Annotated in this window: 12 protein-coding genes; 7 read left to right on the top strand and 5 right to left on the bottom strand. The window is 68.7% G+C overall.

What is annotated here, in order from left to right:
* The first annotated feature begins 655 nt into the window (after positions 1–655).
* The 5 genes from GGR66_RS14280 (at position 656) to GGR66_RS14260 (ending at position 8,044) form a co-directional block, all read left to right on the top strand.
* Positions 656–2,614 (top strand): oligopeptide transporter, OPT family, encoded by a 1,959-nt coding sequence (locus GGR66_RS14280; protein ID WP_184448685.1) that lies wholly within the window; start codon positions 656–658, stop codon positions 2,612–2,614.
* 471 nt (positions 2,615–3,085) lie between these two features.
* Positions 3,086–5,155 carry a S9 family peptidase gene (locus GGR66_RS14275; RefSeq protein WP_184448684.1) on the top strand — a complete coding sequence of 690 codons (2,070 nt, stop codon included), beginning with the start codon at positions 3,086–3,088 and terminating at the stop codon, positions 5,153–5,155.
* Between the two features lie 365 nt (positions 5,156–5,520).
* Complete coding sequence (locus GGR66_RS14270) at positions 5,521–6,765, top strand: DUF819 family protein (RefSeq protein ID WP_160970154.1); 1,245 nt, start codon at positions 5,521–5,523, stop codon at positions 6,763–6,765.
* A gap of 111 nt (positions 6,766–6,876) precedes the next feature.
* Positions 6,877–7,398, top strand: coding sequence for a sigma-70 family RNA polymerase sigma factor (locus tag GGR66_RS14265; RefSeq protein WP_184448683.1), 522 nt, complete (start codon positions 6,877–6,879; stop codon positions 7,396–7,398).
* Complete coding sequence (locus GGR66_RS14260) at positions 7,385–8,044, top strand: hypothetical protein (RefSeq protein WP_184448682.1); 660 nt, start codon at positions 7,385–7,387, stop codon at positions 8,042–8,044. The genes GGR66_RS14265 and GGR66_RS14260 overlap by 14 nt, the downstream gene beginning before the upstream one ends.
* 356 nt (positions 8,045–8,400) lie before the next feature.
* On the opposite strand, the gene GGR66_RS14255 is transcribed toward GGR66_RS14260, so the two are convergent.
* Both GGR66_RS14255 and GGR66_RS14250 read right to left on the bottom strand, forming a co-directional pair.
* Entirely contained in the window at positions 8,401–9,597 is a 1,197-nt protein-coding gene (locus GGR66_RS14255; protein WP_184448681.1) for an XVIPCD domain-containing protein, read from the bottom strand.
* Between the two features lie 34 nt (positions 9,598–9,631).
* Positions 9,632–10,399: an ankyrin repeat domain-containing protein gene (locus tag GGR66_RS14250; RefSeq protein ID WP_184448680.1), complete on the bottom strand. Its 768-nt coding sequence runs from the start codon at positions 10,397–10,399 to the stop codon at positions 9,632–9,634.
* Positions 10,400–10,731: 332 nt separating this feature from the next.
* Here GGR66_RS14250 and GGR66_RS14245 point away from each other — a divergent pair, with 332 nt between their 5' ends.
* Positions 10,732–11,418: an HAD family hydrolase gene (locus tag GGR66_RS14245; RefSeq protein ID WP_184448679.1), complete on the top strand. Its 687-nt coding sequence runs from the start codon at positions 10,732–10,734 to the stop codon at positions 11,416–11,418.
* Positions 11,419–11,692: 274 nt separating this feature from the next.
* Here the strand turns inward: GGR66_RS14245 and GGR66_RS14240 are convergent, their stop codons facing one another.
* Positions 11,693–11,917, bottom strand: coding sequence for a CstA-like transporter-associated (seleno)protein (locus tag GGR66_RS14240; protein ID WP_160970142.1), 225 nt, complete (start codon positions 11,915–11,917; stop codon positions 11,693–11,695).
* On the bottom strand, positions 11,917–13,989 hold the full coding sequence (locus tag GGR66_RS14235) for a carbon starvation CstA family protein (RefSeq protein ID WP_184448678.1): 2,073 nt from the start codon (positions 13,987–13,989) through the stop codon (positions 11,917–11,919). Before GGR66_RS14235 ends, GGR66_RS14240 begins: the two co-directional genes overlap by 1 nt.
* Positions 13,990–14,779: 790 nt before the next feature.
* On the opposite strand from GGR66_RS14235, the gene GGR66_RS14230 reads away from it, so the two are divergent.
* A complete protein-coding gene (locus GGR66_RS14230; RefSeq protein WP_184448677.1) occupies positions 14,780–15,640 on the top strand; it encodes a pirin family protein in 861 nt (286 codons plus the stop codon).
* A gap of 133 nt (positions 15,641–15,773) precedes the next feature.
* Here the strand turns inward: GGR66_RS14230 and GGR66_RS14225 are convergent, their stop codons facing one another.
* On the bottom strand, positions 15,774–16,241 hold the full coding sequence (locus tag GGR66_RS14225; RefSeq protein ID WP_184448676.1) for a hypothetical protein: 468 nt from the start codon (positions 16,239–16,241) through the stop codon (positions 15,774–15,776).
* Positions 16,242–16,289: the final 48 nt, after the last annotated feature.

The following is a 16,289-nucleotide window of genomic DNA, read 5'->3' as shown; positions in this document are numbered from 1 at the left end:
GATGAGGGTCGGGCAGGCACGCAATGGTGGATGTCCTGCGTGCTGCCGGACCCTGGGTCGCCGTACCCTCACCCCAACCCCTCTCCCGGTGGGAGAGGGGCTGCTGCGGTTCCTTCTCCCGCCGGGAGAAGGTGCCCCGCAGGGGCGGATGAGGGTTTGGCAGGGCAGGCAAGGATTGCATGCGCTGCGTGTCGCCGTACCCTCACCCCAACCCTTCTCCCGGTGGGAGAGGGGCTGCTGCGGTTCCTTCTCCCGCCGGGAGAAGGTGCCCCGCAGGGGCGGATGAGGTTGGGCAGGGCAGTCAAGGATTGGATGCGCTGCGTGTCGCCGTACCCTCACCCCAACCCCTCTCCCGGTGGGAGAGGGGCTGCTGCGGTTCCTTCTCCCGTCGGGAGAAGGTGCCCCGCAGGGGCGGATGATGGTCGGGCAGGGCAGGCAAGGATTGGATGCGCTGCGTGTCGCCGTACCCTCACCCCAACCCCTCTCCCGGTGGGAGAGGGGCAACCATGTGCCGCTGAGTACTGCTGCTTCTACGAATCCCCAATCCCCAATTCCAGCCTCCCAGGCATGTGCCACAAGCTGGGCACCGCGAGGCTGGACTTGCCCCGCCCCAGACGCTAGCGTGCAAAGCGTTTTTGTCGTTTCAGGGGTAACCATGAACAACGCTGCCGCGCCGCGCCAGCTCACGTTCCGTGCCGTGGTGCTGGCGATCGTGCTGGCCGTGGTGCTGTCCGCCGCCAATGCCTATCTCGGTCTGTTCGCTGGCCTGACCATCGCCACCGCGATTCCGGCGGCAGTGGTGTCGATGGGGGTGCTGCGCCTGCTCGGCGGCGGCTCCATCCTCGAGAACAACATCGTGCAGACCGGCGCCTCGGCCGGTTCCTCGATCGCGGCCGGGGTGATCTTCACTATCCCGGCGCTGGTGATCATGGGCTACTGGCCGGACTTCAAGTACTGGTGGGTGCTGGGCATCGCCGGCATGGGCGGACTGCTCGGGGTGCTGTTCTCGGTGCCGCTGCGGCGTTCGATGATCGTCGAGGATCCGCTGCCGTTCCCGGAAGGCAAGGCCGCCGCGGAAGTGCTCAAGGCCGGCGAGAACCCCGGGCCGGGGCTGAAGATCCTGGGCCTGTCGGCGGCCATCGGCGGGCTGGTCAAGCTCGGTGCGGCCAGCGGCCTGAAGGTGATCCCGGATACCTGGGCGCAGGCCGCGTACATCGGCAGCAGCAAGATGGTCGGCTACGTCGGCACCAACCTGTCGCCGGCGCTGCTGGGCGTGGGCTACATCGTCGGGCTCAACGTCGGCATCGTGGTGCTGTCCGGTTCGATCCTGTCCTGGCATCTGGCCATCCCGCTGTACCAGCAGTTCTTCATGAACTCCGATCCGGCGCTGGCGCAGAGCCTGGCCAATGCGCCGGCGGCCGAGGCCGCGTTCGGGATCTGGGCGGCCAAGGTGCGCTACCTGGGCGTGGGCGCGATGCTGATCGGCGGCGTGTGGACGCTGTTCTCGCTGCGCAAGTCGCTGCTGTCGGGCGTCAAGAGCGGCTTCGCTGCGGCGCGCAAGAGCACCGGTGGCGCCGCGGTGGCCGAGACCGATCGCGACCTGCCGATGAAGTGGATGCTGGTGGCGCTGCTGTTGTGCACGCTGCCGCTGCTGGGCCTGTACCAGGCCATCGTCGGCCAGTGGCACGTCAGCGTGCCGATGACCATCATCATGATCGTCGCCGGCTTCCTGTTCGTCTCGGTGTCCGGCTACCTGGCCGGGCTGATCGGCTCGTCGAACAACCCGGTCTCCGGCATCACCATCTCCACCATCCTGTTCGCCTCGGCGGTGCTGGTGCTGCTGCTCGGGCGCGATTCGCCGATCGGCGCGGTCGCCGCGATCATGATCGGCGCGGTGGTGTGCTGCGCCGCCGCAGTGGGCGGCGACAATCTGCAGGATCTGAAGGCTGGCTACCTGGTCGGCGCCACGCCGTGGAAGCAGCAGTTGATGCTGGCGATCGGCGCGTTCTCCTGTGCGCTGATCATGGCGCCGGTGCTGAACCTGCTGGCCCAGGCCTACGGCATCGGCGCGGCCACGCCGCAGCATCCCAATGCGCTGGCGGCGCCGCAGGCCACGCTGATGGCGTCGGTGGCCAAGGGCCTGTTCGGCGGCGAGCTGCCGTGGACCATGATCGGCATCGGCGCCGGCGTCGGCGCGGCGATCATCGCCCTGGACGAGTGGCTGAAGAAGACCGGCAAGCGCTTCCGCGTGCCGGTGCTGGCTGCGGCGATCGGCATCTACCTGCCGCTGGAACTGATGGTGCCGATCTTCCTCGGCGGCCTGCTGACCCATCTGGTCGAGCGCTTCCACAAGATCCGTGCCGACGACGAAGAGGGGCGCGACCGCGTGCACCGTCCGGGCACGCTGTTCGCCGCGGGCCTGATCACCGGCGAGGCGCTGATGGGCATCGCCATCGCGGTGCCGATCGTGGCCTCGGGCCGCGCCGACGTGCTGGCGCTGCCGGAAGCGTTCCACCTCAACCAGTGGTACGGCCTGGCGCTGCTGGCCTTCGTCGGCTGGCTGCTGTACCGCACCGGCCGCAAGGGCGAGGCCGCGGCTGCGCCGCGCGCATAACCGGCGCAACGGCCTCCCGCAACGCAACATCCGAAGCCCGGCCCCGTGCCGGGCTTCGCCTTTGCGGCCGAGCCAGCGTGCGTGCCGCACGTGCCGATCCCATCTGTTTCTCGCCGGCGGCGCGGCGCCGCGTGCATTGCAAAGACCGAATCGCGCCTCAGCCGCGCGCGCCTGTCGCTGTCCGCCTCACCCACCAGGCCAGCCCGGCATCGACCTTCGCACGCCTCGCCGAGCCAGCGCATCGCGCTTGCCGTTCCCGAGGCCCCCTCTCGATCCAGCCGCGCGCCCACCGCTGTCCGCCTGCGATCCGAAGGCTCGCACTGGTCTTCGTATTTCAAACCGAGCCAGTGCCGCACTTGCCAATCCCCACTCCCGACTCCCCAATCCCAGCTCTTCCATGACTTCAGTCCTTTGCGCCATGCCCGCCGCGGCCCCTACCATCGACGTTTTGCCGTGTTCCGGAGACGCCCGATGACCCTGCGCTACGCCTTGCTGCCCCTGGCCCTGCTGACCGCGCTGCCCGCGCTGGCCGCCACCCGCGGTTTCGATGTCCGCGACATGGTCGCGCTGGACCGGGTGTCCTCGCCGTTGCTGACGCCCGATGGCGGTACGGTGATCTTCGCCAAGCGGCAGATGGACAAGGCGCTGGAGAAGTCCAACACCAGCCTGTGGCTGCGCGACCTGCGCACCCGCGATGCGGCGCCGCCGAAGCGGCTGACCCCGGAAGGCTGGAACGTCAATTCGCCGGAGCTGTCGGCCGACGGCAAGACCGTGTACTTCCTCAGCGCCAAGTCCGGCCGCCAGCAGCTGTACGCGCTGCCGCTGGCCGGCGGCGCGCCGCGCCAGCTCACCGACTTCGCGCTGGACGTGGACAGCTACCACATCGCCCCGCAGGGCGACCGCGTGGCCTTCAGCGCCGGCGTGTTCCAGGACTGCGGCTCGGACCTGGCCTGCACGCAGAAGCGCCTGGATGCCAAGAAGCAGTCCAAGGCCACCGGCGTGGTGTTCGACCAGTTGTTCGTGCGCCACTGGGACACCTGGAACGACGGCCGCCGCAACAGCCTGTTCGTCGCGCCGTTGCCGGCCGGCGCCAAGGCCAAGCCGGTGGCCGGTGCTTCGGCGGTCAGCGTGACCCTGGCCGGCGACATCCCGTCCAAGCCGTTCGGCGGCAGCGAGGACTACACCTGGGCGCCGGACGGGCAGTCGCTGGTCGCCAGCGTGCGCGTGGCCGGTCGCGAAGAGCCGTGGTCGACCAACTTCGACCTGTACCGGCTGGATGCCGCCGGCAAGGCTGCGCCGGTCAACCTGACCGCGGCCAATCCGGCCTGGGACGCCGGCCCGGTGTTCTCCGCCGACGGCAAGACCCTGTACTACCGCGCCATGAAGCGTCCCGGTTTCGAAGCCGACCGCTTCGGCCTGATGGCGATGGACGTGGCCAGCGGCAAGACCCGCGAGATCGCCCCGCAGTGGGACGGTTCCGCCGGCGACATCGTGCTGTCGGCCGACGGCACCACCGTGTACACCACCGCCGACGACATGGGCCAGCACCCGCTGTTCGCGGTCGACGTGGCCAGCGGCAAGGTGCGCACCGTGGCCGCCGACGGCAGCGTCGGCGCGCCGGTGCTGGCCGGCAATACGCTGGCCTTCACCCGCAACAGCCTCAAGAGCGGCGACCAGATCATGGTCGCCGACGCCAACGGCCAGCAGCCGCGCGCCATCACCTCCAGCGCCGGCGAGATGCTGCCGGACGTGAAGTTCGGCGACTACGAGCAGTTCTCGTTCAAGGGCTGGAACAACGACACCGTGCACGGCTACGTGGTCAAGCCGTACAACTACCAGGAAGGCAAGACCTATCCAGTCGCGTTCCTGATCCACGGCGGCCCGCAAGGCAGTTTCGGCAACGGCTGGAGCTATCGCTGGAACCCGCAGACCTACGCGGGGCAGGGCTACGCGGTGGTGATGATCGACTTCCACGGTTCCACCGGCTACGGCCAGGCCTTCACCGATGCGATCAGCCAGCACTGGGGCGACCGCCCGCTGGAAGACCTGCAGAAGGGCTGGGACGCGGCGCAGAAGCAGTACGGCTTCCTCAACGGCGACAAGGCCTGCGCGCTGGGCGCCAGCTACGGCGGCTACATGGTCTACTGGATGGCCGGCAACTGGAACAAGCCATGGAAGTGCCTGGTCGACCACGACGGCGTGTTCGACAACCGCATGATGGGTTACGCCACCGAGGAACTGTGGTTCAGCGAGTGGGAGAACGGCGGCACGCCGTGGCAGAACCCGGCCGGCTACGAGAAGTTCAACCCGATCCTGCACGTGGACAAGTGGAAGGTGCCGATGCTGGTGATCCATGGCCAGCAGGATTTCCGCATCCCGATGGAGCAGGGCCTGGCCGCGTTCGGCGCGCTGCAGCGCAAGGGCATCGAGTCCAAGTTCCTGTACTTCCCGGACGAGAACCACTGGGTGCTGAAGCCGCAGAACAGCCTGTTGTGGCACGACACGGTCAACGGCTGGCTGAAGCAGCATATCGGGCAGTGAGGGGACCTGGGGCTCGGGTTTACCGGGCCCCGTTCTGGGTCATGGCCCAGGTCCCGGGATTGGGGATTGGGGATTGGGGATTGGGGATTCGGGATTCGGGATTCGGGATTTTTCCCTGCGCTCCCAGCGATCCGTTAGCCGTTGTGGGAGGGGCTTCAGCCCCGACGCTTCATTCGTAAAGCGTCGGGGCTGAAGCCCCTCCCACAAAAAGCAGGTTGCTTGCGGCGCTCCCATGCTGCGAACTCAACCTGCTGCTTTCTTTCGATCCCTGTTTTCATCTCCAACCTCCAACCTCCAACCTCCAACCTCCAATCGCGAATCCCCAATCCCCAATCCCCAATCCCCAATCCCGGCCCCATCGCCCGATGCCCTCGACGCCCCTGATCACCAACGACATCGTCATCTTCGGCCTGATCGCCGCCACGCTGGGCGCGGTGTTCTGGACCGCGGCGCGGCCGTCGGGATTCTGGAAGCGCTTCTACGGCATCGTGCCGGCACTGCTGCTGTGCTACCTGATCCCGGGCATCTACAACACCGTCGGGTTGATCGACGGGCAACACAATTCGCTCTACAACCCGGTCGCGCGCGACGTGCTGCTGCCGGCGGCACTGGTGCTGCTCACCCTCACCGTCGACCTCAAGGGCATCCTGCGATTGGGGCCGAAGCTGGTGGCGATGTACCTGGGCGCCTCCTTCAGCATCATGCTCGGCGCGGTGGTGGCGTTCCAGATCATGAAGTGGCTGCACCCGGTCACCGTGGCAGGCGACACCTGGGCCGGCATGGCGGCGTTGGCCGGCAGCTGGATCGGCGGTGGCGCCAACATGCTGGCGATGCGCGAAGTGTTCCAGGTCGACGCCACCACCTTCGGCCAGTTCGCCGTGGTCGACGTCGGCGTCGGCTACGTGTGGATGGCGTTGCTGATCTTCCTGGCACAGCGTGCGCCGGCCATCGACGCGCGCAGCGGCGCCGACACCCGCGGTATCGACGACCTCAAGCAACGCATCGCGCACTTCCAGGCCCAGCACGAACGCGTGGCCAGCCTCACCGACCTGATGCTGATCGTCGGCGTGGCTTTCGGCGCGGTCGGCCTGGCGCATGCGATCGCCACGCCGGCGGCGGCCTGGTTCGACGCCAACGTCAGCTGGGCCAAACAGTTCAGCCTCGGCTCCCCGTTCGTGTGGGTGGTGGTGCTGGCGACCACCTTCGGCCTGCTGCTCAGCTTCACCCGCGCGCGCACCCTCGAGGGCGCCGGCGCCTCGCGCATCGGCACGCTGCTGCTGTACTTCCTGATCGCCTGCATCGGCATGCAGATGGACTTGTTGGCGCTGTTCGACCGGCCCTGGATCTTCGCGCTGGGCCTGATCTGGCTGATCGTGCACGTCCTGCTGCTGCTGGCGCTGGGCAAGCTGCTGCGTGTGCCGTTCTTCTACTTTGCGATCGGCTCGCAGAGCAACGTCGGCGGCCCGGCCTCGGCGCCGGTGGTGGCTGCCGCGTTCCATCCGGCGCTGGCGCCGGTCGGCGTGCTGCTGGGCACGATGGGCTATGCCACCGGTACCTATCTGGCCTATGTGGTGGGCATCGTGCTGCGCGCGATGGCCGGCGCCGGCTGAGCCGGGGCGGCGTGACGGTCAGCCGCGGCTTGCTGCGGCGGCGACTGCGGCCGGTGTGAGGTTTCGGCCGCTGGTGCGTATCACCTGGACAACCTTCCCATCGGCACCGTCATGTCGCCCCGCGCCGCCTCCGACTTCACCGACCTGCTGCGCGCGCACCGCGGCATCGTCTACAAGATTGCCGCCAGCTATGGCCTGGGCTACCACGACCGCGAGGATCTGGCCCAGGAGATCGCTGCTGCGCTGTGGCGCGCGTGGCCGTCCTACGATCCGGCACGGCCGTTTTCCACCTGGATGTACCGCGTCGCGCTGAACGTGGCGATCTCGCACCAGCGGCGCAGCCGCCATCGCGATCGTGAGGTGGCTGCCGAGCACGCGCCGGACGCGGTGGGCGCGCAGGACGTCGATATCGAAGCGCGCCAGCGCGTCGCGCTGCTGCAGCAGGCGATCCGCCTGCTGTCCCCGCTCAACCGCGCGCTGCTGTTGCTGCAGTTGGACGGATGCAGCCAGCGCGAATGCGCCGAGGTGCTGGGCACGAGCGAAGGCAACGTGGCGACCCGCCTGGGCCGCATCAAGGATCAACTGCGCCGCACCACCGGCGGCAACCGAGGAGACGGCAATGGAACTCGATGAACTCAAGACGGCCTGGATCGACTACGGCCGGCAACTGGAACGGCAGACGGCGCGGAGCGATGCGCTGCAGCGCGTGCGCGGGCTGCACGGCATCGGCCGGCGCGTGCGGTTGCTCGCCGGCGCCCAGTGGCTGCAGTTGGCGATCGGCCTGTTGTTCAGTCTGTGGGGCGGGGCGGCCTGGACCGACCATTGGGGGAGTTGGCATCTGGTCGCCTACGGCCTCGCCTTGCACGGCTACGGCCTGGCGCTGCTGTTGACCGCGGCCGTGCAGCTGCGGCGCATCGGCGCGATCGACTACGCTGGCCCGATCGCCGACAGCCAGCAGGCGATCGTGTGCTTACGCCGCACGCGGCTGCGCAGCGATCGCATCCTGTTCGCGTGCGGCGGCGTCATGTGGGTGCCGGCACTGGGCTTGCTGCTGCACACCGCGGGCGTGGATCTGTGGGTGCTGCGTCCGGCGGTGGTGCTGGCGAATCTGCTGGCAGGGCTGGCGATCTCGGTTGCCCTGGTGGTGGCATCGCTGCGCTGGCCGGCCTGGTTCGAGCGCTCTGCGCAGCATCGTCGCCTGGCCGAGATCGAGCGCGATCTGCGTGGCCTGGACGAGGAGAGTCCGGACGATGATGGGCGGACACGCCGCGGCGCATGACACGCACGCCGCCGACCTTGCGCAATCGCCTCGCGGGGATGGCGCGTCTTCGGTGCACCTCGAATGACGCGCTTTGCTTTCGCTCAGCGGGACGCGCCATTGCCCGTGTAGGAGCGGCTTCAGCCGCGACAGGCATTCCTGGTCAAGCCTGTCGCGGCTGAAGCCGCTCCTACAGGCAGCGTCCGTAGTTAGTAGAAGCTCCCTTCAGCGGGGGGCCGCATCCGGCGACGCATGCGTCATCCGGCTCATGCTGGCGAGTGGGGCAGGGCCAGCACCGTGCAGGCAGGGGCCCTTAGTCGGCCGCCGCGGCAGGCGTCTCCGTGGACGCCTGCCGCGATGCGGCCTACTGCTAGCGACTACTGCATCGCCACGCTGCGCTGCCGTTCTTCCTGCTGTTGCGGCGGCGCCTGCAGGTTCTGCTGCTGCAACTGGCCGACGTTGGCCTGCGACGGCTCGTGGGCCGCGGCCGCGGTCTGCACCTGGCTGCGCAGGTGCGCCGGGTTCTCCGGCTGCCCCTGGACCGCGAACAGGCGGTCGCCGTCGCGGCTGGGCAGGACCTGGTCGATGCGCTGCAGGCCGTCCTGGCCGGCGCGCGCGGCGACGCTGGCGGCGGTGTTGAGGAAGGCCGCGTCGTCGTGCAGGCCGAGCCGCTCGCGCTGCCCGTCCAACTGCACCACCGCGTCGTTGAACAGGCGGCTGCCGGTCGACAGCGTGCCCGATTCCGCCTGACGCTGGCTCTGGTTCTGCGCCAGGTCCTCGGCCTTCATCACCGAGTCGATGCCGTGCAGGTCCAGGCGGTGCTTGAGCATCATGCCGGGGATCAGGCGCTGGCCGAACGACAGCGGGTCCGGTTCCGGCAACTGGATCTGGCGGCCGGCGGCGTCGGGCATCAGCCCACGGGTGAGCAGGTTGTCTTCCTGCAGGTAGGTCAGCAGTTCGTTCTTGACGTGGTAGCCGCGGATCAGCCCGTCGGCGGCGTAGGCCTTGGCGGCCTCGGCGTCCAGCCCCTCGCGTTCCAGGGTCTTGTTGTTGATTCCGGCGGCGTTGAAGGTCACCGCCGGCACGTCGTTGACCATCGAGGACGCCGCGGCCAGGCCGCCGCCCAGCGAGTGCCCGGAGATCAGCAGGTTCTCGCCGAAGGCCTGCTTGGCCTGGCTGCCGAGCTGGATCGCCGAGGCGTATTGCGCGTCGGAGAAGCCCAGGCCCTGGCCGAGGTTGTGTTTCCAGTCCTTCAGCTCGTCGGTGCCGCAGAACCCCAGCACCACGTTGCCCTGCGGGTTGCGGTAGAACGCGGCATCGAAGCCGCTCTTGGCGTCGTGCTGCAGGCTCGGGTCGATGCCGGCGCGCTGCAGTGCGGCGTCGTCCATGCGCGACCAGCCATCGGGCAGCGCGGCGAAGGTCTCGGCGCCGCCGGCACGGCGCTCGGCCGCGGTGTGATAGAGGTCCTGCAGCAGCGGCGGCAGTTGCCGGTCCACGGCCTGTGGCTGTTGGCCGCGGACGGCCTCGGAGAACGAGGTGGACGGATCGGACGGGGAAAGATCGCTCTGGTTCATGCGCGGCTCCGTGCGAAGAGGGTGACCGACCGCATCAGCGGGTCGCTTCCAAGGGGATGGCGTGGGCGTTCAGCCAGGCGCGCACGTCGTTGCGGGTCTGCTGCGCGTTGGCGTTGAGCAGGCGCTCGGGCGTGTTGAAGAAGTAGGCCTGGAAGGTCTTGCCTTGCGCGTTGCGCAGGGTCGGATCGACACCGGCCTGCAGCAGCTTGGGCACCCACGGGTTGCCGGCGCTGCTCTGCGCGGCCAGGTGCAGCAACGAGTTGCCGGTGGCGTCGACCCGCTTCGGATCGGCGCCGGCCTTGAGCAGCATCTCGATCTGCGCGTCGCGCTTGCTCTGCACGGCGCGGAACAGCGGCGTCCAGTGCGCGCGCGCGCTCACCGGGTCGACCGGGGCGCCGTGCTGCAGCAGGACTTGCAGGTACTGCGGGTCCTTGGCCATGGCCGCCATGTGCACCACGGTTTCCTGGTCCATGCCCGGCAGCGACGGGTCGGCACCGGCGTCGAGCAGCGCCGCCAGTGCGCGCGGCTGTTCGTTCCAGATGGCCCATTCGAGCAGGGTGACGTTCTGGTCGCCGTGCGCGGACAGATCCGTGCTGGGCGCCAGGGCGGCGATGCGGGCGACATCGCCGCGCGCGATGGCGGCGACGATGTCGGCGAGTGCGGGGTCGCGAAAGGCGACCGACTGATCCTGCAGCGAAGCTGACATGGCGGAATGCTCCTTGGCGCCGGACTGTGCGGCGCAACTGACCGAGAAGAACAGCGAGGTCGCGAGTGCGATCAGGGCGGGGACGGGCGTACGCATGCAAGGCTCCTTTCCTGTTCGCGGTCCTGGATGACGGCGCAGATCCTGGCGCCGCTCCCGATGCTAGCAGCCGATCGCGGCGGTGTTGCGCCAGTTTTGTGACGCTGTCTGCGGATCTCGGGTGGCGTCCCACCAGCTGGATGGTGGTTTAACCGGAAACAAACGCCCGTCAGTCGGGATGCGCCGCGATGTGGTGCGGCGGCGAACGGGCAGGGCATACAGGCAGCGCCGCGTGCGCCTCCTGCATGCACGCGCTGCCGCGGCTGCAGATGCCACACAGGCGAGGGACATGTGCGCAGCGGCATAATGACGTTTTCCCAAAGGAGCGCGCGATGACGGCGACCCCCTTCGACCTGTTGATCAGCGATTGCGACGGCGTGCTCGTCGACAGCGAAGTGCTGGCCGACCGAGTGATGCTCGACGCGCTGGGCGCCTATGTGCCGCGGGCCGAACTGGAACGCTTTCTCGCCGGCAGCTTCGGCCTCACCGCGCAGGAGATCGTGCAGCGCGTGCAACGGCAGTACGCGCTGACGTTGCCGCCGGGCCTGTATCAGGAGATCCGCGCGCGCTCCGAAGCGCTGATCGCGGCCGAAGTGCAGCCGATCGACGGCGTGCGCGAGGCCTTGCTGGCGCTGCCGCTGCCGCTGGCCGTCGCCTCCAACAGCATGCGCGAGAGCGTGGTCGCCTCGGTGGCGCGTGCCGGCCTGCACGAGCGCGTCGGCGAGCGCATCTTCAGCGCCGACATGGTGGCGCGGCCCAAGCCCGCGCCGGACGTGTATCTGCTGGCGGCGCGCACATTGAACGTGGCGCCGGAGCGCTGCCTGGTGATCGAGGACAGCGCCACCGGCGCCAGTGCCGCGCTGGCTGTGGGCATGACCGTGATCGGCTTCACCGGCGCCGCGCATATTCCTGCCGGGCATGCGGCGACCCTTCGCCAACTCGGCGTGGCCGCGGTGATGGAACACATGCGCGAGCTGCCGCAGACCTATGCGGAACTGGTGCGGGCCGCGGCGGCCTGAAGAGCCGGGATTCGGGAATGGGGATTCGGGAATGGGAGGTTTCCGCGAGTGCCTGGCATCGCGGAATGTCGCTCTGTTCGTAGGAGCGGCTTCAGCCGCGACGCGCTATCGGTAAGGCCTCGCGGCTGAAGCCGCTCCTACAACAGCGCCGCGGCGATGCCTGTCGCCAGGCATTGCCGCGTCAGAACGAGAGCCGCCGTGTGATCCGGTCGAATCGCCAAACGCCGTCAGGCGTCCCACCAATCCCCAATCCCGACTCCCTAATCCCAGCCCCTCAACAACAGCGGAATCCGCTCTTGCCGCCATACCTTGCCTCCTGGCGCTCGCGGAAGAAGGTCTTGTAGTCCATCGGCTCGCGGTCCGGGTGCTTCTCGAGCATGTGCCGCACGTAGTTGTCGTAGTCGGGGATGCCGCAGCACAGCCGCGCGGTCTGCACCAGGCGCCGCCACAGCCGGCGGTGCGCCTGGTACTGGCCGACCGGAACCAGTGCGCCGCTCATTACAGGTCCGCCATCTGGTGCGGCTGCAAGGCCACGTACGGGGTTTCCCTGTCGCTGCGCTGCGGGGTGTGGCGGGCGGCGAGGATGGTCTTCACCGCGTAGATCAGCACGGAGAACACCACGAACAGGAACAGCGCGGTCAGCCCGGTGTTGACGTAGGCGTTGGTCACGATCTGCTGCATCTGCGCCACCGTCTTGGCCGGCGCGGTGATCGTGCCGCTGGCGATCGCGTCCTGGAACTTGTGCGCCTGCGCCAGGAAGCCCTGCGCCGGGTTCGGGTCGAAGATCTTGATCAGCCCCGCGTAGGTGGTGCAGATCAGCAGCCACAGTGCCGGCACGATGGTGACCCAGGCGTAGCGGTCGCGCTTGAGCTTGAACAGCACCACGGTGCCGAGCATCAGCGCGATGCCGGCGAGCATCTGGTTGGAGATGCCGAACAGCGGCCACAGCGTGCGGATGCCGCCGTACGGATCCTTGACCCCGGTGTAGAGCAGATAGCCCCACAGCGCCACACAGCCGCCGGTGGCGACGATGTTGGCGGCCCACGATTCGGTCCGCTTCAGCGCCGGCACGAAATTGCCCAGCAGGTCCTGCAGCATGAAGCGCCCGGCGCGGGTGCCGGCATCGACCGCGGTGAGGATGAACAGCGCCTCGAACAGGATCGCGAAGTGGTACCAGAACGCCATCATGTCCTCGCCCGGCAGCAGTTGGTGCAGGATCTGCGCGATACCGACCGCCAGGGTCGGGGCGCCGCCGGCGCGGGCCAGGATGGTGGTCTCGCCGATGTCGCGGGCGGTGGCTTGGAGCACCTCGGGGGTGATCGCAAATCCCCATTCGCTGACCTTGGCCGCGACCGCGACGACGTCGTTGCCGACCATCGACGCCGGCGCATTCATCGCGAAGTACACGCCCGGCTCGATGATCGAGGCGGCGACCAGCGCCATCACCGCGACGAACGATTCCATCAGCATGCCGCCGTAGCCGATGTAGCGCATATGGCCTTCGTTGGCGAGCAGCTTGGGCGTGGTGCCGGAGGAGATCAGTGCGTGGAAGCCGGACACCGCGCCGCAGGCGATGGTGATGAACAGGAACGGGAAGATGCCGCCAGTCCACACCGGGCCCATGCCGTTGTGCGCGTATTGCGTCAGCGCCGGCATCTTCAGGTCGGGCATGACCACCAGGATGCCGATGGCCAGGGCGATGATGGTGCCGATCTTGAGGAAGGTGGACAGGTAGTCGCGCGGCGCCAGCAGCAGCCACACCGGCAGCACCGAGGCGACGAAGCCGTAGCCGATCAGCATCCAGGTGATCTGCACGTCGGTGAAGGTGAAGGCCGGGCCCCAGGTGGGATCGGCGGCGACCTTGCCGCCGAACCAGATCGCCGCCAGCAGCAGGATCAGGCCGACGATCGAGATCTCGCCGATCTTGCCGGGGCGGATGTAGCGCATGTACACGCCCATCAGGATCGCGATGGGCATCGTCGCGATCACCGTGAACATGCCCCATGGGCTTTCCGCCAGCGCCTTGACCACCACCATGGCCAGCACCGCCAGGATGATGATCATGATCAGGAAGGCGCCGAACAGGGCGATGGTGCCGGGGACCTGGCCCATCTCCTCGCGCACCAGGTCGCCGAGCGAACGGCCGTTGCGGCGGCTGGAGAGGAACAGCACCACGAAGTCCTGCACCGCGCCGGCGAACACCACGCCGACCACCAGCCACAGCAGCCCGGGCAGGTAGCCCATCTGCGCGGCGAGTACCGGCCCGACCAGCGGTCCGGCGCCGGCGATGGCGGCGAAGTGGTGGCCGAACAAGACGTGCTTGTTGGTCGGCACGTAGTCCAGGCCGTCGTTGTTGAGTACCGCGGGCGTGGCCCGGGTGGGGTCGAGCTGCATCACCTTGTTGGCGATGAACAGGCTGTAGAAGCGGTAGGCGATCAGGTAGATCGAGACCGCGGCCACCACGATCCACAGCGCATTGATGTGTTCGCCGCGGCGCAGGGCGATGGTGCCCAGGCAGAACGCCGCCAGGATGGCGAGTGCGGCCCAGGCCAGCTTGGAAAACCCTTTCATGCAGAACGCTCCCCCAGAGATTGCCGCAAGGGTCGCCCCGATGGCCTGGGGGGTCAATGGCGGGGGCGGTCAGGGGCCTAGTACTTTGGTCGTAGACAGCCCTTGTGACGCGATTGGAGAGAGTGAGGGTTCGCGCGTCGCAACGCTTCAGCCCCTCTCCCCCCGGGAGAGGGGTTGGGGTGAGGGTACGGAGCGAAGCCCTCGCGAAACCAGTTCGCGCCAAGGGGCAGTGCACGAGGCTGCGCCCGCACCCTCATCCGCCCCTGCGGGGCACCTTCTCCCGGCGGGAGAAGGGATTCATGGCCGCGACTGCACAAGGGGCGCGGCCGCTTGCGCCCCTCTCCCCTCGGGAGAGGGGTTGGGGTGAGGGTAGGGGCGAAGCCCGCGCGAACTCAGCTTGCACGACGGGCCGGTGCGCGAGGCTGCGCCCGTACCCTCATCCGCCCCTGCGGGGCACCTTCTCCCGGAGGGAGAAGGGATTCATGGCTGCGACGGCACAAGGGGCGCGGCCGCTTGCGCCCCTCTCCCCTCCGGAGAGGGGTTGGGGTGAGGGTAGGGGCGAAGCCCGCGCGAACTCAGCTTGCACGACGGGGCGGTGCGCGAGGCTGCGCCCGTACCCTCATCCGCCCCTGCGGGGCACCTTCTCCCGGCGGGAGAAGGGAGTTCATGGTCTCGACAGGGCAAGGGAGCGGCCCCACCACACCCGATGGAACGATGGGTTGCGCCGGTCGCGGTTGGGCGCGGTGGCGGCGGCACCCATGGTGGGGATCTCATCAGGAGATCGCTCACCATGACCGCGTCCACCACCGTCGCCCCCGCGCGCATCCTGCGCGCCATCCGCGGCCACGCCACCGCCGACGGCGATGGGGTCAAGCTGACCCGCGTCATCGGCGGCAGTGCGTTGCCCGAGCTGGATCCGTTCCTGCTGCTCGACGAGTTCGGCACCGACCGGGCCGAGGACTACGTCGGCGGCTTCCCCAGCCATCCGCACCGCGGCTTCGAGACCGTCACCTACATGCTCGACGGGCGCATGCGGCACAAGGACAACCACGGCAACGAGGGTCTGCTGACCCCCGGCAGCGTGCAGTGGATGACTGCCGGCCGCGGCCTGGTGCATTCGGAGATGCCGGAGCAGGAGGAAGGGCGCATGCGCGGCTTCCAGCTATGGGTGAACCTGCCGGCGCGCGACAAGATGAGCGCGCCGCGCTATCAGGAGTTCGCGCCCGAACGCATTCCGGTGGCGCAGCCGGCGCCGGGGGTGACGGTCAAGGTGATCGCCGGCCAGGTCGGCGAGGTGCACGGCCCGATCGCGCAGCCGGCCACCGATCCGCTGTATCTGGACATCGCGCTGGACGCAGGCGCGTCCTGGGCGTTCGAACTGCCGTCCGGGCACAACGCCTTCGCCTACATGTTCGAGGGCGAGGCGGCGCTGGGCGACGGCGAAGCGGCGCGCGTGCTGCCGGCGCAGACGCTGGCCGTGCTCGGCGGCGGCGACCTGCTGCAGCTGCAGGCCGGCGCGCAGGGCGCGCGGCTGATCCTCGTCGCCGGCCGGCCGTTGCGCGAGCCGGTCGCGCGGCATGGGCCGTTCGTGATGAACACGCGCCAGGAGCTGATGCAGGCCTTCGTGGATTTCCAGGAAGGGCGCTTCTGAGGGCGCGGTTCGCGCCGTTTCTGGTGCGAGGTTTGGAGCGGCTTCAGCCGCGACAGGGCACTACCGGCAAGGCCCTGTCGCGGCTGAAGCCGCTCCTACGCCATGTCGCAGCCCATCGCGCAGCGCGCCGGCTTCAGCGCTCCAGCGCCAGGCTCGACTGACGCATGTCCAGGCCCTGCACCAGCGACTGCAGGGTCTGCAGTTCCTGGGTGTCGGCGGCGTCGATCCAGACCTGGGCGAACTGGCCCTTCTTCAGCTCCGCGATCGCGATCCGGCGCGAGGCCAGGCCCGGCAGCTCCGCTCCGCCGAGGTCCGGCCGGTACCAGTACACCTGCTCGCCGGCGATGGCGCCCTTTTCCTCGCGCAGCGTGCGCTGCAGCGGAATGTTCGGGTCGCGTGCGGTGAGCATCATGCCCAGCACCTGACGTCCCTCGGCGTCGCTGGCGCGGCAGACGATGAATCCCTTGTCGCTGCGCTCGCTCCACTGCAGCTTGCTCTGCGGCGGCAGCGGTGGGCAGTTCTGTGCCTGCTGCGCGGTGGCGGCAGCGGTGGGCAGCGCCGCCGCTGCGGTCAGCAGTGCCTTGCGCAAGAGTGTCTTCATTCGCGATGTTCCCCATACGCCGCGATGCGACGCGTTCGATCCATACGC

This window comes from Xanthomonas sp. 3498 (assembly GCF_014199795.1).
In the GTDB taxonomy this organism is placed as follows: domain Bacteria; phylum Pseudomonadota; class Gammaproteobacteria; order Xanthomonadales; family Xanthomonadaceae; genus Xanthomonas_A; species Xanthomonas_A rydalmerensis.
This window is presented reverse-complemented; position numbering and strand designations above follow the sequence as displayed.